This window comes from Streptomyces sp. NPDC001410 (assembly GCF_042895235.1).
GTDB lineage: Bacteria > Actinomycetota > Actinomycetes > Streptomycetales > Streptomycetaceae > Streptomyces.
This window is the reverse complement of the sequence record NZ_JBIAWE010000021.1, coordinates 84,505-103,958: the sequence shown is the minus strand read 5'-3', so window position 1 is coordinate 103,958 and position 19,454 is coordinate 84,505. Positions and strand designations below refer to the sequence as shown.

General features: G+C 71.9%; 15 protein-coding genes. 7 read left to right on the top strand and 8 right to left on the bottom strand.

Annotated elements, in window-relative coordinates; translation table 11 throughout:
- The first annotated feature begins 116 nt into the window (after positions 1-116).
- Together ACFY3C_RS36825 and ACFY3C_RS36820 are read left to right on the top strand one after the other, a co-directional pair.
- Positions 117-1,301, top strand: coding sequence for an ROK family protein (locus ACFY3C_RS36825; RefSeq protein ID WP_386578572.1), 1,185 nt, complete (start codon positions 117-119; stop codon positions 1,299-1,301).
- 111 nt (positions 1,302-1,412) lie between these two features.
- The gene (locus tag ACFY3C_RS36820; protein ID WP_390773928.1) at positions 1,413-4,136 is read left to right on the top strand and encodes an exo-beta-D-glucosaminidase; all 2,724 of its coding nucleotides are present in this window, start codon (positions 1,413-1,415) and stop codon (positions 4,134-4,136) included.
- 39 nt (positions 4,137-4,175) lie between these two features.
- Here the strand turns inward: ACFY3C_RS36820 and ACFY3C_RS36815 are convergent, their stop codons facing one another.
- The gene (locus ACFY3C_RS36815; RefSeq protein WP_386578570.1) at positions 4,176-5,630 is read right to left on the bottom strand and encodes a hydrolase; all 1,455 of its coding nucleotides are present in this window, start codon (positions 5,628-5,630) and stop codon (positions 4,176-4,178) included.
- A gap of 216 nt (positions 5,631-5,846) precedes the next feature.
- Between ACFY3C_RS36815 and ACFY3C_RS36810 the strand changes: the two genes are divergently transcribed.
- Positions 5,847-6,110 carry a GlsB/YeaQ/YmgE family stress response membrane protein gene (locus tag ACFY3C_RS36810; RefSeq protein ID WP_390773927.1) on the top strand — a complete coding sequence of 88 codons (264 nt, stop codon included), beginning with the start codon at positions 5,847-5,849 and terminating at the stop codon, positions 6,108-6,110.
- Positions 6,111-6,117: 7 nt separating this feature from the next.
- Here ACFY3C_RS36810 and ACFY3C_RS36805 read toward each other — a convergent pair whose 3' ends face one another.
- The gene (locus ACFY3C_RS36805; RefSeq protein ID WP_390773926.1) at positions 6,118-6,894 is read right to left on the bottom strand and encodes a GNAT family N-acetyltransferase; all 777 of its coding nucleotides are present in this window, start codon (positions 6,892-6,894) and stop codon (positions 6,118-6,120) included.
- Positions 6,895-6,995: 101 nt separating this feature from the next.
- Here ACFY3C_RS36805 and ACFY3C_RS36800 point away from each other — a divergent pair, with 101 nt between their 5' ends.
- Together ACFY3C_RS36800 and ACFY3C_RS36795 are read left to right on the top strand one after the other, a co-directional pair.
- On the top strand, positions 6,996-7,289 hold the full coding sequence (locus tag ACFY3C_RS36800; protein WP_390773925.1) for a hypothetical protein: 294 nt from the start codon (positions 6,996-6,998) through the stop codon (positions 7,287-7,289).
- Entirely contained in the window at positions 7,283-7,765 is a 483-nt protein-coding gene (locus ACFY3C_RS36795; protein ID WP_390773924.1) for a nucleoside deaminase, read from the top strand. Before ACFY3C_RS36800 ends, ACFY3C_RS36795 begins: the two co-directional genes overlap by 7 nt.
- 42 nt (positions 7,766-7,807) lie before the next feature.
- Here ACFY3C_RS36795 and ACFY3C_RS36790 read toward each other — a convergent pair whose 3' ends face one another.
- Positions 7,808-8,662 (bottom strand): GNAT family N-acetyltransferase, encoded by an 855-nt coding sequence (locus ACFY3C_RS36790; protein ID WP_386578566.1) that lies wholly within the window; start codon positions 8,660-8,662, stop codon positions 7,808-7,810.
- Positions 8,663-8,918: 256 nt separating this feature from the next.
- Positions 8,919-9,536: a chaplin gene (locus ACFY3C_RS36785; protein ID WP_390773923.1), complete on the bottom strand. Its 618-nt coding sequence runs from the start codon at positions 9,534-9,536 to the stop codon at positions 8,919-8,921.
- Between the two features lie 308 nt (positions 9,537-9,844).
- Here ACFY3C_RS36785 and ACFY3C_RS36780 point away from each other — a divergent pair, with 308 nt between their 5' ends.
- On the top strand, positions 9,845-11,482 hold the full coding sequence (locus ACFY3C_RS36780) for an alpha/beta hydrolase (protein ID WP_390773922.1): 1,638 nt from the start codon (positions 9,845-9,847) through the stop codon (positions 11,480-11,482).
- A 134-nt stretch (positions 11,483-11,616) separates the two neighbouring features.
- Complete coding sequence (locus tag ACFY3C_RS36775; RefSeq protein ID WP_390773921.1) at positions 11,617-12,141, top strand: DUF4232 domain-containing protein; 525 nt, start codon at positions 11,617-11,619, stop codon at positions 12,139-12,141.
- Between the two features lie 623 nt (positions 12,142-12,764).
- Here the strand turns inward: ACFY3C_RS36775 and asnB are convergent.
- The 4 genes from asnB to ACFY3C_RS36755 form a co-directional block, all read right to left on the bottom strand.
- Positions 12,765-14,606, bottom strand: coding sequence for an asparagine synthase (glutamine-hydrolyzing) (asnB, locus tag ACFY3C_RS36770; RefSeq protein ID WP_390773920.1), 1,842 nt, complete (start codon positions 14,604-14,606; stop codon positions 12,765-12,767).
- A gap of 276 nt (positions 14,607-14,882) precedes the next feature.
- A complete protein-coding gene (locus tag ACFY3C_RS36765; RefSeq protein ID WP_390773919.1) occupies positions 14,883-15,662 on the bottom strand; it encodes an alpha/beta fold hydrolase in 780 nt (259 codons plus the stop codon).
- Positions 15,663-15,724: 62 nt separating this feature from the next.
- Positions 15,725-16,864 carry an alpha/beta hydrolase gene (locus tag ACFY3C_RS36760; protein ID WP_390773918.1) on the bottom strand — a complete coding sequence of 380 codons (1,140 nt, stop codon included), beginning with the start codon at positions 16,862-16,864 and terminating at the stop codon, positions 15,725-15,727.
- The gene (locus ACFY3C_RS36755) at positions 16,861-19,437 is read right to left on the bottom strand and encodes a thioester reductase domain-containing protein (RefSeq protein ID WP_390773917.1); all 2,577 of its coding nucleotides are present in this window, start codon (positions 19,435-19,437) and stop codon (positions 16,861-16,863) included. Before ACFY3C_RS36755 ends, ACFY3C_RS36760 begins: the two co-directional genes overlap by 4 nt.
- Positions 19,438-19,454 lie beyond the last annotated feature (17 nt).

Below are 19,454 nucleotides of genomic sequence, written 5' to 3'. Positions count from 1 at the left end.
GGCTCCTGACGCGAGGCACGGAGAGGGGTCTGCCGGAGGAGACGGGATGGCCGATAAAGTTAAGGAGCCTTACTAGATACGTCAAGCATGCGTCAGTAATACGTGAGAATGGTGCGATGGCCGCCAGCGACGCCGTAGAGCAGCACGAACAGCCCTGGAGCCGTCGACGGCTGCGCAGCGCCAACGAGCGGCTGCTCCTCGACCGGCTGCGCCATGTCGGCGCCGCCTCGCGTGCCCAGCTGGCCCGGGAGACCGGCCTGTCCAAGCCGACGGTCTCCAGCGCGCTCGCCTCGCTGGAGGCGGCAGGACTCGTGCACGAGGTCGGCACCCATGCCCCCGAGCGCGGGCGCGTCGCCGTGCTGTACGCACCCGACCCGGCCGCCGGTTACGCGCTCGGCGTCGACATAGGCCGCAGCTGGCTGCGGGTCGCGCTGGCCGACCTGGACGGCACGGTGGTCGCCCGGTCCGATGTGCGCAACCCCGCCCGCGGCGCGGACGCCCTCGCCGACCTGGTCGTGGGCACCGCCCGCCAGGTCGTCGCCAACTCCGGGGTGGACCCGGCGGAGGTGGTGCACGGCGTGGTGGGCACGCCCGGGGTCTACGACGAGAAGCAGCGGCGGGTGCGGTACGCGATGCATCTGCCCGGCTGGGGCCGCGCGGGGCTGCTCGACCGTCTGCGCGGGGAGCTGGGCATACCGCTCGAGGTGCACAACGACGCCAACCTGGCCGCCCTCGGCGAGTACACCTACGGGGTCGGCGCGGGCAGCCGGTTGTTCGCGTACATCCTGATCGGCACCGGTCTCGGGATGGGAGTCGTCAGCGAGGGACGGCTGTTCACGGGGGCGCACGGGCTGGCCGGGGAGATCGGGTTCCTGCCGTGGCCCGGCCGGCAGAAGCCGGAGCGACTGGAGGACGCGGTGTCGGGGGTGGCCGTCGTGGAGGCGGCGCGGCACTTCGGGATGCGCGGGCAGCTCACGGCGAAGGCCGTGTTCGACGCGGCCCGGCAGGGCAACACGGCCGCGGTGCAGGCGGTGGAGCTGGAGGGCGAGCGGATAGCGCACACCGTGGCGGCCGCGGCCGCGGTGCTCGACCCGGACCTCGTCGTGCTCGGCGGCGGCGTGGGCCACAGCGTGGACCTGCTGCTGCGACCGGTACGGGAGCATCTGCGCACACTGACTCCGCTGCGGCCGAAGCTCGCACCCAGCCGACTGGGTGAGGACGCGGTCCTGTTGGGCGCGGTGGCGACGGCTCTGGGCACGGCACGGGAGATGGTGTTCGAGCACAGGACGGCCGCGCCCTGAGCATCTGCCGCCGCGGCCACGGTGATTGACGGTGATTGACACCACACACCCTGCGCCCTAGCTTGAGGCAGGTTAGTAAAGTTTCCTAACTTTACAAGCCTGGAGACCGCCGTGTTCCCTCGCCCCGCCCCCAGACGCCGCCTCGCCACGGCCACCGTGGCCCTGGGTCTGCTCTGCTCGCTGTCCACCAGTGCCTGGGCCGGGTCCCGGCATCCAGCCCCGGCACACCGGCACGCCCGGGTCACCCACGTCCCCTCCGCAGCCGGAAGCAGCACCCCGCTGTCCGCCTTCGCGATCCAGTCGACGGCGAAGGTCGACGACTCGGCGGAGGCCGTCTCCTCCCCCGGCTACCCGGCGGCCGACTGGTATCCGGCGGGCCCGCGCTCGACGGTCCTCGCGGCGCTGCTCGCGAACGGCCGGTACGCGGACCCGTTCCACTCCACCAACCAGGACAAGATCCCCCGGGCCGACTTCCAGGTCCCGTGGTGGTACCGGGCCGACTTCACGGTCGCCGACACCACCGAGCGCACCCACCTCGACTTCAGCGGCGTGATCTCAGCGGCGGACGTCTATGTGAACGGCCGTCAGGTGGCCCGGGCCGCCGATGTCACCGGCGCCTACACCCACCACGAGCTGGACATCTCCTCGCTGGTGAAGTCCGGCACGAACACAGTCGCCTTCCGCATCCGGCCCAACGAGCCCAACAAGAACCTCACCATGGGCTGGATCGACTGGCTCCAGCCGCCGCCCGACCGGAACATGGGCATCGTCCGTGACGTCCTGGTCCGCCGGGGCGGCCCGGTCGCGCTGCGCGACGCACACGTGGTGACCAAGCTCGCCGTGCCGTCGCTCGCCACCGCCGACCTGACCGTCAAGGCGCAGGCCCGCAACGACTCCGCGACGGCGGTCACGGCCGAGATCTCCGGCACCGTCGCCGGGGCGGCCTTCACCAGGTCCGTGCCGCTCGCCGCGCACGAGACGAAGACCGTCACCTTCTCCCCCGCCGACGTCCCCGGACTCCACCTCACCTCCCCGAAGGTGTGGTGGCCGGCCGGCATGGGCGGGCAGTCGCTGTACGACCTGGACCTCACCGCGTCCGTGTCCGGCACGGCCTCGGACACCGCCCACAAGAGCTTCGGCATCCGCGACGTGCAGGCGCCCCTGAACTCCGACGGCGCCCGCCAGTACCGGATCAACGGCCGCAAGCTGCTGATCAAGGGCGGCGGCTGGTCGCCGGACGAGTTCCTGCGCTGGGACTCCACCTATGTGGAGGACCGGCTGAAGTACGCCGTCGACCTCGGGCTGAACACCATCCGCCTGGAAGGCCACATCGAGCCGGACGAGTTCTTCGACCTCGCCGACCGGTACGGCGTGCTCACGCTGCCGGGATGGGAGTGCTGCGACAAGTGGGAGGGCCAGGTCAACGGCAACGGCGAGTCCGGCGACGAGTGGACCACCGCCGACTACCCGATCGCCAAGGCCTCCATGGCCGCCGAGGCCGCCCGGCTGCGCGACCACCCGAGCGTGATCTCGTTCCTGATCGGCAGCGACTACGCGCCCGACGCGACCATCGAGAAGAACTACCTGGACGCCCTGAAGGCAGCCGACTGGCCGAACCCGGTGGTCTCCTCGGCCTCCGACAGGTCCTCGCCCCAGCTGGGCAGTTCGGGCATGAAGATGACCGGGCCCTACGACTGGATCCCGCCGAACTACTGGTACGCCAAGCGCGAGGGCGGGGCCACCGGCTTCAACTCCGAGACCAGCGCGGGCCCCGACATCCCCACGCTCGACACCCTGCGCCGGATGATGACACCCGCCGAGCTGGACACGCTCTGGAAGAACCCGGGCACCAGGCAGTACCACCGCTCGCCCTCGCCCGTGTTCGGCACGCTCAAGATCTACGATGCCGCCCTCACCGGCCGCTACGGCGCCCCGACCGGCCTCACCGACTATGTGCGCAAGGCGCAGCTCGCCCAGTACGAGAACGTCCGCGCCCAGTACGAGGCCTACGCACGCAACGCGACGGACGCGAGCAAGCCCTCCACCGGAATGATCTACTGGATGTTCAACAGCGGCTGGACCTCGCTGCACTGGCAGCTGATGGACCGTTACCTGGACCAGGGCGGTGCCTACTTCGGCGCCAAGAAGGCGAACGAGCCGCTGCACGTCCAGTACTCCTACGACGACCGCTCGGTCGTCGTGGTGAACAACCGGCACGCCGCGGCCGGCGGACTCACCGCGCGGGCCACGCTGTTCAACCCCGACGGCACACAGAAGTACGACAAGACCGTGACCGGGGTGACGGTGAACGGCGACGGTGCGCACGGCACCGCGCTCACCCTGCCCGCGTCGGTGAGCGGCCTGTCGTCCACCTACCTGCTGCGGCTGACCCTGACCGGCGCGGACGGCAAGGAGGTGAGCCGGAACGTGTACTGGCTCTCCACCAAGGCCGACAAGCTCGACTGGGCGAAGACCGACTGGTACCACACGCCGACGACCGGCTACGCCGATCTCAAGGGGCTTGCCTCGATGGCGCAGGCACCGGTGTCGGCCACGGCTTCGACCGAGTCGTCCGGCGGTACGTCGACCACGACGGTGACCCTGCGCAACACGGGCAGCGGCCGTACCCCGTCGCTGTTCACGGACGTCCACCTGGTCGACGCCCAGGGCAAACCGGTGCTGCCGGTGCGGTGGTCGGACAACGAGGTCGGCCTGTGGCCGGGCGAGTCGGTGACGCTGACGGCCACCTACCGGACCGCCGACCTGCACGGCTCGGCGCCGGGCGTGCGGGTCTCCGGCTGGAACACGCCGGAGCAGACGGTCCCGGCCGCCTGACGTGCCGGGGGTGGGCCCGGTGGCCCACCCCCGCACGGTTCAGCTGACGTTGAGCGCGGTGTCGTCCACGACGAACGACGTCTGGAGGGTGGAGCCCTCGGTGCCGGTGAACCTGATCGTCACCGTCTGGCCCGCGTAGCTCGCGAGGTTGAAGCTGCGCTGGGTGTAGCCACTCGCCGCGTTCAGGTTCGAGTAGGTCGCGAGAGTCGACAGCACCGTGCCGCTGCTGCCCAGGACCTGCGCCTTCAGGGTGTCGTAGGCCGTCGAGGTGGTCGTCTCGGCGGTGTCGACGTGGAGGTAGAAACTCAGGGTGGCGCTCGTGCACCCGGCAGGGATGGTCACCGACTGCGCGAGGGTGTCGGTGTGGGCGGAGCCGTAACCGTTCAGCCAGGCCTTGTAGGAGCCGGTGCGGGCGGCCTCGCCGGTGTCGTTGGTGATGACGCCGCTGGAAGCGGTCCAGGAGGTGGCGCCGGACTCGAAGCCGGGGTTGGCCAGCAGCTGGGCGGCCGTGCAGGTACCCCCACCACCGCCACCGCCTCCGCCGGTCGTGCCGTCACCGGCCAGCCAGGCGGTCGCGTTGAGGGCGAGGGCCGCGTTGGTGGCGCCGGAGTCGTTCCAGCCGTCGTACAGGGTGTTGCCGGACTGGCCGGTGCCGTCGTCGATCGGCGAGCTGTCGCCCCAGAAGGCGACGCGGCCGCTGCCGAAGGTGGACGTCGCGAAGAAGGCGCCGGTGTTGCCGGAGTAACCGGTGCGGTAGAGCAGGCCCTTGACGCTGGAGTTGTCGGCGGGCTTGAGCGTGGCGGTGGTGCCGCTGGCGATCAGGCTCTTGGTGACGGTGCCGAAGGAGCCGTGCAGGACCGGATCGGTGCTGTCGCTGATCGCCGACGGGTAGTCGGAGCTGATGCTCAGCGAGTCGATGGAGAAGCCGAACGGGTCGGTGGAGTCGACGCTGTTGTTCGTCATCAGGTCGTTGAGGATCTCGACCGCGTCGTAGCCGTCGTTGTTGCGGTCGGCTCCGGTGTGGTCGGAGATCATGAAGAGACCGCCGCCGTTCTTCACGAAGTTCATGATCGCCGTCTTCTCGGCGGTCGTGAACATCGTGTTGGGCTCGGGCAGGACCAGCGTGTCGAAGTTCGACAGGTCGGTGGTCGACGAGCCGCCGTAGCTGAGGCTGGAGCCCGAGGGCAGCGTCTTCAGGCTGTAGCTGCCGGTCTTCTGCAGGTCGACGCCCCAGGAGGACAGGGCGCCGGTCCAGTCCGTCTCGGCCGACGGGGTGGAGTCCTGGCCGAGCGGGTCGGGCTGGCTGGTGGAGATGATCCAGTCCGCGTTGCCGGCCGTCTCGGCGTGGGCGTTGTCGAACAGGATCCGGTGCGTGGTGGCCGCGTGGGCGGGGGTGGCGCTCGTGCCGATCTGCAGGGCTGCGGACGTGACGAGCAGCCCGAGTCCGGCCAGGGCGGTGGTGAATCTGCGGCGGGATCTCCTCGATCCGAGCATCCGGCGAACCTCCATGAGGGGTGGGGAGAGGCGGTGGGGGCGCCAAGTCTGCGCGCGTAGAACCCGCTTGAGGGTTCTACACGCGTCGATTGGTTGAAAGGTACATGGCATGACGGCTCGGTGAACAGAAAGTCCCGGCAATAAGCGCGGCGGAGTGCCCGCCGCCGGAGCGGGCACATGGAACGTCAGCGGGGAACGCGACGAAGAGGGGTGGACATGGAGATCTCAGGCCTCATCAGCGCCATCGTCATCGGGCTCGTCATCGGCGTGCTGGGCCGGCTGGTCGTGCCCGGGCGGCAGCACATCGGCATCCTGTGGACCATTCTGGTCGGCATCGTGGCGGCACTGCTGGGCTCGGCGATCGCCGCCGGGTTCGGGGTCGCGGACACCAAGGGGCCCGACTGGATCGAGTGGTTCATCCAGATCGCCCTCGCGGCCGCGGGAGTGGCCGCGCTGGACCGGGCGCGGGCCCGACACTGATGGGGCGTCAACTCCCGTACAAATAAGGGGTCGTGGTGCTCACTGCGTGGAAGCCGAGGCGTTCCAGGATCGGGCGGCTCATGGCCGAGGCGTCGACCTGGAGGTAGCGGTAGCCGTGGGCGGCGGCGACGCGGGCACGGTGGCCGACCAGGGCACGGTAGATGCCCCGGCCCCGCCAGGCCTCGACGGTCCCGCCGCCCCACAGTCCGGCGAAGCGGGTGCCGGGCACCAGCTCCATGCGGGCGGCGCTGACCGGCTCGTCCCCGGCGAGCGCGACCACGGCGACGACCGTGCCGGGCTCGGCGGCCAGCCGGGCGAGCAGCCGGTGCCGCAGCCTGGTGCCGTCGGTGCCGAAGGCCTTCTCGTGCACGTCCACGACGAGGTCGATGCCGGCTGGGTCGGTGGCCTGGACGAAGCGGATCCCTTCGGGCGGCTCGGCGTCCAGGGCGAGCCGGGCGACCTCGCCGATCAGGAGCGTCTCCTCGGGCTCCGCGAGGAATCCGGCCGCGGTGAGCCGGGGGCCGAGGTCCACCGGCCGGTCGTGGCCGTAGAGTTTCCACTCGAAGTCGCGGACGAGGCCGGTGAAGTACGCGATCTGTTCGCCGATCGCCCGGTCCACGCTCCCCTCGTCCAGGGCGGACCACACCACGCCGTTCCAGCCCTGCGCGTCCGCGACCTGGCGGACGACCTGACCGGTCCGCTCGATCCGGGCTCCGGGCCCGTCGGGGCGTGCGCCCTCACGTATGTCCCGGTCGTACAGGGCTAGCACCGCGGCGTGATCCATGGGATCACTCCAGCATCAGCGCCCCGGCGGGGCAACGGAATTACCCTCCGGGCGCACCACGGACAGGTACGACGGCGCTGCGCGGGCTGTCGCGGCGGCCGGTGCTGTGCGGCGCGCTGCTGGGGTTCGCGGTCAGCGACGCGCTCGTAGCCCTGTCGTCGTACGCGCTCACCTTCGCCGCCCGGCTGCTGGCCGACGCCATGGGCGGCACGCTGTGGGCGATGCTCGTCGGCCATGCGGTGCGGGGGCGACGGTCGCAGCGGTGCGCCGGCACGCCTTCCGGCCGTACGGCGCGGTGCGCCGCCGCACGGGAGCCGGGTGGCTGTGTCACCCTCGGTGCCCTTGGCCTGCGGCGCAGGGGATCATGCTGCGAGGAGGTCCGTGCCCCATGGTGAAGGACAGCGAGCTGGGTCATCTGCGCCGGTGCGTCGAGCTGGCGCGGGAGGCGCTGGAGGCGGGCGACGAGCCCTTCGGGTCGGTGCTCGTGGCGGCGGACGGCACGGTCCTCGCCGAGGACCGCAACCGGGTGGCCGCCGGGGACCGCACCCGGCATCCGGAGTTCGAGCTGGCCCGCTGGGCAACCGCCCACCTCACGCCCGCGGAGCGCGCCGCCGCCACCGTCTACACCTCGGGCGAGCACTGCCCGATGTGCGCGGCCGCGCACGCCTGGGTCGGGCTGGGCCGCATCGTGTACGTCGCCTCGTCCGAACAACTCGCAGCCTGGCTGGCCGAGTTGGGCGTGCCAGCGGCACCGGTGCGGGTGCTGCCCGTGCGTGAGGTGGCCCCCGGTGTGGCCGTCGAGGGGCCGGTGCCCGAGCTGGTCGAGGAGGTACGGGACCTGCACCGCCGCTGCCACGCGGACCGTCGCTGACCGGCGCTTCACGGCCACAGCTGTCGACCGGCGCCGGCCGCCTCAGCCGAGTTCGAGCGTGGCGACACCGAAGATCCGCTCGCGGGCGTGCTCACGGACCGGCCCGGTGTACATCCGGGCGGTCTCGAACGAGGCGCTGAAGCCGGCCTCCTCGGCCAGTGCGACGCCGGCCGTGTTCGGTTCGGGGACGTCGATGGCGACCTCGTGGCCTGCGGCCTCGGCGGTGAGCGCGGCGAACAGGGCCCGGGCGTCGTCGGCGGTGTCGGCGAAGAGCGGGCCGATACGCAGGCTGTCGTGGCCGGGCCGGATCACGCCGTAGCCGGTGAGGCGGTCGCCGTCGTGGCGGAGGAACGCGCGGTGACCGGGGCCGGTGAGCCACTCGGCGAGGAAGCGCGGACGGTCGGCCGGGGAGCAGGCGCTGTCGTAGGCGGTGACGGCGGGCAGGTCGGCGGGCCCGGCGGGACGGACACCCTCGGGCATCCGGCTCTGCGGGGCGGTGCCGGTGAAGCGGGTGGTGCGGTAGGCGAGTTCGAAGCCGGACTGGCGATAGTTGTCCTGCTGGGCGACGACTCCGTCCAGGCCGACGGTGCGGTTTCCGGCATGGGCCAGGGCGGTCTTCCAGGTGGCGAGGCCGTGGCCATGGCCGCGCAGGTCCGGGCGGACGAGGTAGCAGCCGAGGAAGGCGTAGTCGGAGCCGTAGTTCACGACGGAAATGGCCGACACCGGCTCCCCGTCGATCCGACCGAGGAAGAACCCGTCGGGGTCCTGGGCGAAGAAGGCCGGACCGTCCGAGAGTCCGGGATTCCACCCCTCTGCCGCCGCCCACCCACTGATCACCGGCCAGTCGGCGAGGGTGGCCTGTGTGACGACGAGGTCCTGGGGGGCCGGAGAGGTCATCGGTGCGCTCCATTGCGTGGGGTCGGGAGGTGCCGGACGGCGCGGTACGGCGACCGCGCCCGCAGCATCCTTAGCATCCTTAGCATCCTTGCCGATCAACGCGGGCCGCGCCACGCACGGTTCGGCCGATACCGAGCCCAAGCTGCGCTGCTACGAGCCGAGTTGGCAGCGCGCGACGGACGTGATCCCGGACCGGCCCACGCCGACGGCCCCACCGGGCCGGCGTCCGGCGGGGCCGCTCTGTGCGTGTGGGGGGTCAGCGGTCCCGGCCGGGGCGGAAGCGGCGGTACAGGGTCGCGCCGGTGAGCAGGAGGGCGGCGCTGCCGGCGACCGCGGGGGCCGTGAGGTCGCTTCCGGTGTGGGCCAGGGTGGCCCCGGGCGGCTGCGCGGCGGGGTGCGGAGTGCGCGGGTGGGACTTGATGGGGGCCGGCGGCTTCGGGGTCGGTGCCGGGTGGTGGGTGTTGGCCGAATGGTTGCCCGTGGCCGGGTTGCCCACACCGACGACGTTCACGGAGTTGCCGCTGACGTTCACCGGCACGTGGACGGGGAGCTGGACACCGTTGCCGGAGAGCACACCGGGCGAGTCCTTCGTGCCGCCCTGCGCCGACGCGCCGCCGGACGTCGACGCGCCCGTGCCGCCACCGCCACCGTTCGCGCAGGCGTTGCCGGCCGCGGGGTTGAGCAGCCCCACCACGTTCACGGTGTTGCCGCACACGTTCACCGGGACGTGCACCGGGAGCTGGACGGTGTTGCCGGAGAGCACACCGGGCGAGCCGACCGCCGAACCGTCGGCGGCAGCCCCGTCGGCCGCGAAGGCGGCGGACACCGGCATCGCCACGGCCATCGCGCCGGAGGCGGCGACGACGGCGATCACACCGTTTCGGGTAGCCCGTCTCATAGCTTTCCCTGCCTTCCAGACTTCGTCGCGGGCACTCACCCGCACCCCAGAAAACGCAGACGAACCATCCGAGTTATGGCTTATCGGCCTTTCACCCCGTCGAGTGACATGATCATTCGAACCGCACGCAAAGTAATCGAAAGATCATTGATCATTACGGAAGCCGCGAAGAATAGATCATCGGACATGGCCCCGCTCGCCCGGAGGCGACCCGCACAAGGCCCGCTTATGGTGAGCGAGGGCGCGGCCCCGGTCCGCGGCGGGTGCGCCCCGGGAGGCGATCGATGCTGGTCAAGCTGTCCACACGGCCCGCCGTGCGGCGCTGCGCGGGCGCCGGAGCCCTCACGCTGGCGCTGCTCGGGTCCGGGCTGCCCGCGGCGACCGCCGCCGACCAGCCGCAGCCGGACCTGTCCCGCTTCTACCGGCAGAAGCCGTCCTGGGCGGCCTGCGAGGGCCCGGACATGCCGAAAGATCTCCAGTGCGCGAAGGTGACCGTCCCGCTCGACTACGAGCACCCGAACGCGGGCACCCTCGACCTGGCCCTGGCCCGGTACCGGGCCACCGGTAAGTCGCGGGGCTCGGTGCTGCTGAACTTCGGCGGGCCCGGCGGCGCGGGCGTCCCCGAACTCTCCGGGGGCGGCAAGGAGTTCATGGAGCTGACCAACGGCTACGACGTGGTCACCTTCGATCCGCGCGGGGTCGGCCGCTCCTCTCCCGTCAGCTGCGGCCAGGGCACCGAGGAGGCCTCGGCGGCGATGGGTCAGAACGCCGACATCAGCCATCCCCAGGCCCTGCTGCAGAAGCTGCGGCGGGCCGCCGACCAGTGCGCCAGGAACTCCGGCCCGGTCCTGCGGCACATAGGCACCGTGAACTCCGCCCGGGACATGGACGTCATCCGCCAGGCCCTCGGCGACAAGAAGCTCAACTACCTGGGCTTCTCCTACGGCAGCCGGCTCGGCGCGGTGTACGCGGCGCAGTTCCCGCACAACCTCGGCCGGATGGCCCTGGACGGCGTGGACACCCTGACCGAGCCGCTGTCCGAGCAGGGCCTGGCGGGCGCCGAGGGGCAGCAGACCGCGCTCGACGACTTCCTGGACTGGTGCACGACGGACATCGCGTGCCCGTTCGGTCAGGACCGGCGCATGGCCGGGGACCAGGTCGTCCAGCTGGTGCGCTCGCTCGACGAGAACCCGGTGCCCACGGACTTCGGCGGCACGTTCTCCGGACAGGACCTGGTGGGCGCCATCGGGCAGGCCCTGTACAGCAAGGAGATGTGGCCCTCCCTGGAGCGTGCGCTCGTCTCGCTGGTCGAGGACGGTGACACGCGGCGGCTGCTCAGCCTCACCTCCGGCGGCGGTTTCGCCGTGCCCGTCCGGCTGGGCGGCCAGGGGAAGGGCAAGGACGGCGCGAGGCGGGACGGCGGGCTCGTGGACACCCAGGACATCCCGGCGGACAACCTGCCGGCCGCGCTGATGGCCATCAACTGCGCGGACGACCCCGACCGGCCCAGCGAAGCGCAGATCACCAGGGACCTGAAGGATCTCCAGGCCGCCTACGACCATGCGTCGCCGGTCTTCGGCCGCTTCCGGCTCACCCAGCTGCTGATGTGCTACGGCCGCCCCAAGGGCACGAACTTCATCCGCGACCGGGTCAAGAACCTCGACTCGGCCAAGATGCTGCTGGTGGGCACGCGCGGCGACCCGGCGACGCCGTACCGCTGGACCGAGGAGACGGCCGGGCGGCTCGGCTCCTCCGCCGTGGTGCTCGACAACAAGGGCGACGGACACACCGGCTACTCGTCGTCCACGTGCGTGCACCGCAAGGTCAACGACTTCCTGCTGTACGGCACCCTGCCGCCGAGCGGCAGCTCCTGCCCCGCGGACGGGAACACCTGGAGATCCACCACGAACACCACTAATTGACAACAGGAGCAGTGCAAACGGGTATCAGGCGCGATTCCGGCACAACCTCCCGCCGGCCCGGACGTCACACTGGGTACGGCAGGCGCGCCTCGGCCCGCCGTACCCGTACGTGACCGTGACAGGGGGAACCCGCCATGCGCATCCGCGCCGCCATCGCCGTACCTGCCGCCTCCGCCGCCACGGCGGCCCTGCTGCTCACCGCGCCGCCGAGCCAGGCGGCCGCGGGGCACGCCCAGCCCGCCCGCTGCACCGAGAAGGCGCTGAGCCTGCGGGCGAAGGCCGCGTCCGGCGAACCCGCCGTGGTGCGGGTCAGCGTGACCAACCGAACCGCCCGGGCTTGTGTCGTCGACCGGGTGCCCACGGTCACCTTCGGCGACCTGGACGGGGCCGCACTGCCGGTGCCGGAAGGCGGCAGCGGCACGTACCGGCTCGGCGCCGGAAAGACCGCCTACGCGGCCCTGCGCACCATCGCCGACCCGGCGGACCCCGAGGCCCGCCGGGTGGACGCGATCACGGTGGCCGCGTCGGCCTCCCAGTGGGGCCGCGCCTTCACCGCCGCACAGCTCGGCACCGGCAGCGAGGTCCGGGTGTGGGAGCCGGTGACCACGTGGTGGCAGCCGACGGCGACGGCCGCGGACCGGGCACTGAGCCTCGGCTGAGGGCCGGCTCCGGAGAGCCGCAGACCGGCACCGGGCCACGACTGAAGACCAGCTCCGGAGAGCCGGCCGCAGACCGGCACCGGGCCACGGCTGAAGGCCGGCTTCAGGGAGCCACAGACCAGCGCCGAGCCACAGCTGAAGGCCAGCTCCGGAGAGCCCCGGACAGGCACCTGGACTCGCCTGAGGGCCAAGCTCCAGGGAGCCCAGGGCCGACACCGGACCCCACGACTGAGGACCAGCTCCAGGAAGCCGCAAACCGGCACCGCACCCGACAGCTGAGGACCGACTCCAAGACGCCGCAAACCGGCACCCGGCCCCACAGCCGGAAGCCAACTCCAGGCAGACCCGGACGAGCACGGGGCCTCTGCTGAGGGCCAGCTCCGGGAGCCCCGGACGGGCCCCAGCCCTCAGCTCAGGGCCGGCTCCAGGGAGCCGCGGACCAACTCCTCGGCTTCACCAGAGCGCCGATTCCACGAAGTCGCAGACCAGACCCCGACCTCACCAGAGCGCCGACTCCACGAAGTCGCAGACCAGACCCCGGCCTCACCAGAGCGCCAGTTCCAGGGAGCCGCGGACCAGGCCCCCGGCCTCGTCCGGGGAGCGGAGGATCCGGTGTCGGGGCCTCAGCCGAGGGGCAGTTCCGGGTTGTAGAGGTCCAGCCACTGGGCGAGGTCCAGGGCGCGCTCCAGGCCGCGGCGGGCCACCTGGGTGTTGACGGGGGTGTCGCGTTCGGCGGCCTGCCGGACCCGCTCGCGGTCGACCAGGCCGAAGACGGGGTGGGAGGGCCGGGCGAGGAGGTCCTTGACCTGGACCTGCAGGGCGCGGGCGTACCGCGGGTCCTGGGTGGACGGGTACGGGCTCTTGACCCTGTCGTACACCGACCGCGGCAGGAGGTCTGCGGTGGCCTCCCTGAGCAGGCTCTTCTCCCGGCCGTCGAAGGACTTCAGCGACCAGGGCGTGTTGTAGACGTACTCGACGAGCCGGTGGTCGCAGAACGGCACCCGGACCTCCAGGCCGACGGCCATGCTCATGCGGTCCTTGCGGTCGAGCAGGATGCGGACGAAGCGGGTCAGGTGCAGGTGGCAGATCTGCCGCATCCGGTACTCGAAGTCGCTCTCGCCGTCCAGGCGGTGGATGGCGGCGACGGCGGTGCGGTAGCCGTCGGCGATGTATCCCTCCAGATCCAGGGTCTTGGCCAGGTCGGGGCGCAACACGTCGGCGTCGTCGCCGAAGTGGCGGCCGAAGTGCACCAGCCACGGGAAGGTCTCGGCGCGGCGGGCCTCCTCGTCGAAGAACTGCAGGTAGCCGCCGAAGACCTCGTCGGCGGACTCGCCGGACAGGGCGACCGTGGACTGGTCGCGGATGGCACGGAAGAGCAGCAGCAGCGAGGTGTCCATGTCGCCGAAGCCGGCCGGCAGGTCGCGGGCGCGGATCACCTTCTCGCGCACGCCCGGGTCGGCGAGGGACTGGGCGTCCAGGACGATGTCCTGGTGGTCGGTGCGGGCGAGCCGGGCCACGTCGTGCACGAACGGGGTGTCCGGGGTGCCGCGCAGTTCGTCGGCGACGAAGTTGTCGGTCTGGCCGACGAAGTCGACGGAGAAGCTGCGGACCTTCTCGCCGTGCTCGGCGAGCTGCCGGGCGGCGAGCGCGGTCATGGCCGAGGAGTCGAGGCCGCCGGAGAGCAGGGTGCAGCGCGGGACGTCGGCGACCAGCTGGCGGCGCACGATGTCGTCGAGGAGCGAGCGGACGGTGTCGATGGTGGTGCCGCGGTCGTCGGTGTGCGGTCGGGTCTCCAGCCGCCAGTAGACGCGGGTGCGCAGACCCGTGCGGTCAAGGGTCACGACGGTGCCGGGTTCGACCTCGTGCATGCCGTCCCACACGGCGTGTCCGGGGGTCTTGACCATGGTGAACAGCTCGCGCAGGCCGTCCAGGGCGACGCGGGGCCGGGCGAGCGGGTTGGCGAGGATCGCCTTGGGTTCGGAGCCGAACAGGACGCCGTCCGGGGTCGGGTGGTAGTAGAACGGCTTGATGCCCATGCGGTCACGGATCATCACCAGCCGATCGTGGCGGGCGTCCCACACGGCGAAGGCGTACATGCCGTTCAGTCGCTCGGCGACGGCGTCGCCCCATTCGAGGTAGCCGTGGAGGACGACCTCGGTGTCGGAGTCGGTGGTGAACCGGTGGCCGCGGTCGGTGAGTTCGCGGCGGAGTTCGGTGAAGTTGTACGTCTCACCTGAGTAGACGAGGGCGACGGCTCCCTCAGGGGTGCGGACGGACATCGGCTGGCGGCCGCCGGGGAGGTCGATGATCGCAAGGCGGCGGTGGCCCAGGGCGGCGGGGCCCTCGGCCCAGGTGCCCCGGTCGTCCGGGCCGCGGCAGGCCATCGTCTCGGTCATCGCATGCAAGGCGGTGGACTCGCTGGTCAGGTCACGGTCGAAGGAGACCCATCCGGTGATGCCGCACATGCGCTACCTCCTGCCTCCGGCCCGCGGCCGTCCCCCCGCTCACCTGTGCTTTCCGGGTGGACAGAGGGCAACCGCCGAACCAGTTGTATCGAGCACCTATGTGACGAGCCTCCGTCAGGCGCTCGCGACGGTCAACGCGGGTGTCACACGGACGGCCCACACTCCCTCAGGGTTTCGGCCGCGTTTTGCCCGCGCGAAATCGAAGAACCGCCGTCGCACCGGGCCGGCCCGGCAGGAACCGGCCACGGGCAAAAACTTCGCCAAGCGGCTCCCGCGCTAGGCCTTCGCAGTCAGAAACCAGTCGAGCGCCGCGGTGAGTTCGGCCGGCTTCTCCACGGGCAGCTCATGACCCGCGTCGATGATGCGCACGACCGCGTTCGGGTAGGCCTTCGCCATCCGGAGCATCTGCCGCACGGGCAGCTGGATGTCGTGGTAGCCGTGCACCATCAGGGTGGGCGTGGCGATCTCACCGGCCCGGTCGAGGAGGTCGAAGGCCCGCATGGCGCCGTACAGGGTCATGACGACCTCGCGCGGGGTGCCGGCGGAGGAGCGGATGTACTCCCGGACCTCCTCGCGCGGGTACCCCGGGGCGAAGGCCCGCTGGATGTTGGTCGCGACGAACAGCTTGTACGGCACCAGCGTGGAGGCGGCCATGAGCAGGCCCCGGCCGCGGTTGTAGGTCATCCGCCCGATCGAGTTGACCAGCACCATCCGCTCCACCCGCTCCGCGTGGGAGAGGGCGATGGTCTGGGAGATCATCCCGCCCATCGAGTGGCCGACCAGCACGAACCGCTCCACCTCCAGGTGGTCGAGGAGGGCGAGGACGTCCTTCGCCAGCTCCGCGATCGTGCGCACCCCGGCCCCCGTGCTCTCGCCGTGCCCGCGCAGGTCCAGCCGGATCACCCGCCGGCCGGCCGAGAAGTGCGCCAACTGGTGGTCCCAGCGGTGCCGGTTCGCGGTCCAGCCGTGCACGAACACCACGGGCACGTCGGCGCCGTCACGGGGGCCCTCGTCGTCGTACGTCAGTACGGCTCCGTCGACGTCGAGCTGCGGCATGGGGGCCTCCTGGGTGCGCTTCGGTTACTGCCCGGTACGGTAACCGGCCGCGCGCCCCGCCGTCACCGGCGTTCCCCGAGGAATTCGAGGATGTGACCGAAGACGTCGAGGGCGGCGCCCCGGCCCAGGAACGTGTCCAGGTGACCGTAGCCCGGGATCTCGGTGTAGGAGACGTCGAGCTGCGGCTGCCGGCGGGCCAGCACCTCGTGGCAGAGCCGCTGCGAGTCCAGCCACAGCCCGTTCTCGCTGCCCGAGAGCAGCAGGACGGGGGCGTCGATGCGGGCGGCCATGTCGAGGGCGTTCTGCGGCAGCGCCCGGTAGCGGTGGTCGGTGTCGTGCCAGCGGACCACGCTGCGGGCCAGCTCGATCCGGCGCAGGTGCGGCAGGATCCACAGCGGGGCGGGGCCGAGCAGCTCGGCGAGCCGGTCGTGGGTGGCCTCGGCCAGGTTCTCGTGGACGAAGAGCGAGGCGCCCGTGCCCCAGGCCGAGTGGTGCAGGATCTGGCAGGTCGGATCGGGGCAGCTCGCCTTGCGGGCGGCCAGGGCGAACAGCGGGGTGTACTTCGACCACAGGCCCACCTTGCGGAAGTCGACCGGGATGTGGTCGATCCGGGTCTTCAGCAACTCCCCCGCCACGGACATCCGCAGCGACGTCCGCCCCGCCAGCCTGGGCGTCAGGAAGACTCCCTGCGAGACCACGCCGGCCAGCCCCGGCACCAGCCCGGCCGTCATGCTCAGCGACAGGGTGAGCGAGCCGATGCAGTGCGCGACCACGAACAGCGGGCGCTCGCCGATGCGATCGCGGATGTGGGCGACGGCCTCGGGGATGTCGTACAGCGCCACGTCGTCGTAGGTGTAGCGCCGGCCGGTCTCGTTGTACGGCAGCCGGCAACTGCCCCGCCAGTCCAGCAGCCAGGGCTCGTAGCCGTCGTCGAGGAGCGCGTCCACGAGGTTGCGGGTCTCGGGCAGCAGGAACATGTCGGCGGAGGCGGTGTGCCCGTGCAGGAGCAGCACGGCGGGCCGGCCGGTGTCCCCGGTGTCGACGCGGGTCAGACCGAGGCGGACGCCGTCGCTCGTGCGGAACGGGATCTCCTCGACGCGGGACGGGTCGAGGCGGTGGCGCAGGGGGCGCAGGGCCGCGGTGGTGCGGACCCTGCGGAGCGCCGGCCGGGCCGTCCGGGAGGGGGTGGTCCTGAAGATCATCGGTGGTGCTCCGTGAGGGTGGGGGTGCGGCGCAGGTCGAGAAGGTCCGCCGCGGCCCGGGCGAACGGGGCGAGCAGGCCGCGGCCCATCTCCAGGCCGAACCAGGCGAGCCAGGTCAGCTTGGCGGCCCGCTTCTCCTGACCGGTCAGGCGCGGGTCCACCTTGATGCCGTCGATCTGGTCGCGGACGTAGGAATCGGCGGGTACGACGACCTCGCCCAGCAGGCTCGCGGCCTCGCCCTCGCGGCCGATCTCCACGGTGAGCGCGCGCGTCTGCCGCCACAGGTCCCGGCGGGCCCGCGCGTACTTACGGCCCTCCAGCCACCACAGACCGCCGTCCGCGTCGCGCAACCTCAGGCGGTAGCGCAGGAGTTGGTGACGGAGGCCGTGCTGGAGCGGGATGCCCTCCTCGGGGCGGACCCAGACGTCGCCGCGCTCCACGGTGAGCGGCTCCGGGTGGACCGCCGGGCAGGTCACCTCGCCCGTGACGTCCACGCGGCGCTCCTTGACCAGCTGGTACATGCTGGCGATGGACAGGGTGAGCGCCATCGAGCACGGGGTCTCGGCGGCGGCTCCGACCGGGCCGACGGTGCCCTCGGTCGTCTCGGCGAACCAGAGGTAGGGCTGGTCGTCCTTGTGCGGGAGGCGGGCGAGGCCGTCGTCGGCGAGCTTCTCGAAGGTCTTCAGCTGGGCCTGGGCGTCGTACCGGGCGGCGGGCGTGAGGCCGAGGGCGGCGACCAGGGCGTCGGTACGGTCGGCGTCGGCGGCGGGGCCCTGCAGCGTGGCCTCGCACAGCTTCAGCGCGGTGGGGCTCTGCAACACCCGGGAGAGGAAGGCGAGTTCGGGCACGGGTTCGGCCTGCAGTCGGGCGAGCGTGTCGGTGCGCCACTCGTCCCAGTCCTTCACGCGGACGTGCATGCCGCCCAGAGCCATGTCCCGTACCACGTCGTCCAGGGTGTTGGGCACGCCGGTGAGGTTGTAGTCGAAGCCCCATGCGTCGGGCTCGCAGATCGCGGCGACCGCGACCCGGCTGACCCAGTCGACGGGGGCCGCGTTGAGGTAGCGGAACGCCGGTACGGTGCGGAAGCGGCCGAAGGCGGAGATCAGGCCGCTGCTCAGGTCCAGCGGGTTGTACGCGCCGGTCTTCGTGTGGCCGCCGATGCCGCCCGGGCGGAGCGCGGTGACGACGAGTCCGTGGTCGCGTGCCCGGCGCAGCGCGACCTCGGCGGCCCACTTGGACTGGTCGTAGCCGGAGATGAGCCGGTCGACGTGGGCGAGAGGGTCGTCCTCGCCCATGGACGTGATGCCGACCTCGTTGAACACGGCGATGGACGAGATGTGGTGCAGCGGCTTGGGCCGGCCGGTCGCGGCGAGTTCGGCGAGGGTGAGCGCACCGAGGACGTTGCTGCTTCTCAACGACTGGTAGCCGCGCAGGAAGTCCACGGCGGCCGCCACACCGACGATGCTGTCGAGTTCGTACGCGAGGGCGTGCCACTGCTCGTCGGTGAGGCCGAGACGCGGGCTGCGGATGTCGCCGGGCAGCACGGTGATGCGCCGGCGTATCTCCGAGGACCACGGCAGCTTGTAGCTGCGCAGCTGAGCGCCGAGCCGTTCGGTCGCGGCCGCCTCGTCGGCCGCGCGGACCAGGCAGTACACATGTGCGTCGCTGTGCCGCAGCAGGTCGAGCAGCATATGGCTGCCCAGGAACCCGGTCGCACCGGTCAGCAGGATCCGGCGCGGCGCCAGCGGTTCCGGTACGTCGGCGAAGGGCAGCCGGTCGGCGAGGGCGAGGTCGGCCAGGATCTGGTCGAGGTCTTCCTGGCGGGCGCGGGAGTGGGGGGCCTCGGGTCGGTAGGGGGTGGTGGGTACGGCGGGTGGGGTGCGGGGGGACGGGATGGGGAGGGTGTGGGGGGCGGGCGCCGGGGATGCGAGGGGGGTGGGGGTGGCTGAGGGGAGCGCGTCCTGGGAGACGCCGGGCGCGGCGAAAGCGGCTGGCGCGGCCGAGGGTGCCGTGTCCTGGGAGACGCCCGGTGCGTCGAAAGCCACCGACGCGGTCGAGGGGGCCGCGGGTGCAGCGGCGACGGGTGCCGGCGAGGCCGAGGAGCCCGCGGCCTGAGAGACACCCGGTGCCGAGATGCCCGGTGCCGTGGCGAGAGGTGCCGGCGCGGCGGAGGGCGTCGGTGTCGTCGCCGCTTCGACCAGCAGGAGCCACCTTCGGGCCAGACTCGCCGGGCGGGCGTCCGCGAAGACCTCGTCGAGGTCGATCTCGATGCCCAGCTCGGCCTCCAGTTCGGCGGCCAGCTCGACCGCGCCGACGGACGTGCCGCCCGCGTCGAAGAAGTCGGCGTCGGGCGCCAGCCGGCCGGAGGGCAGATGGCGGCCGGCCGCGGCGGTGATGATGGCCGTCAGGCCCGGCAGGTCGGGCGCCGGGGCCGGGGCGGGCTCGGGCTCGGTGCCCGCCGCCCGCACCTTGGCCAGCAGGTCGGCCACGCCGAGTCCGCCGCCGCCCCGTTCGATCGATTCGGCGATCCCCCGCCGGCCGGCGTAGGCCGACTCCTCGTTCACGTCACGCATGAGAGCCCTTCGCGTTG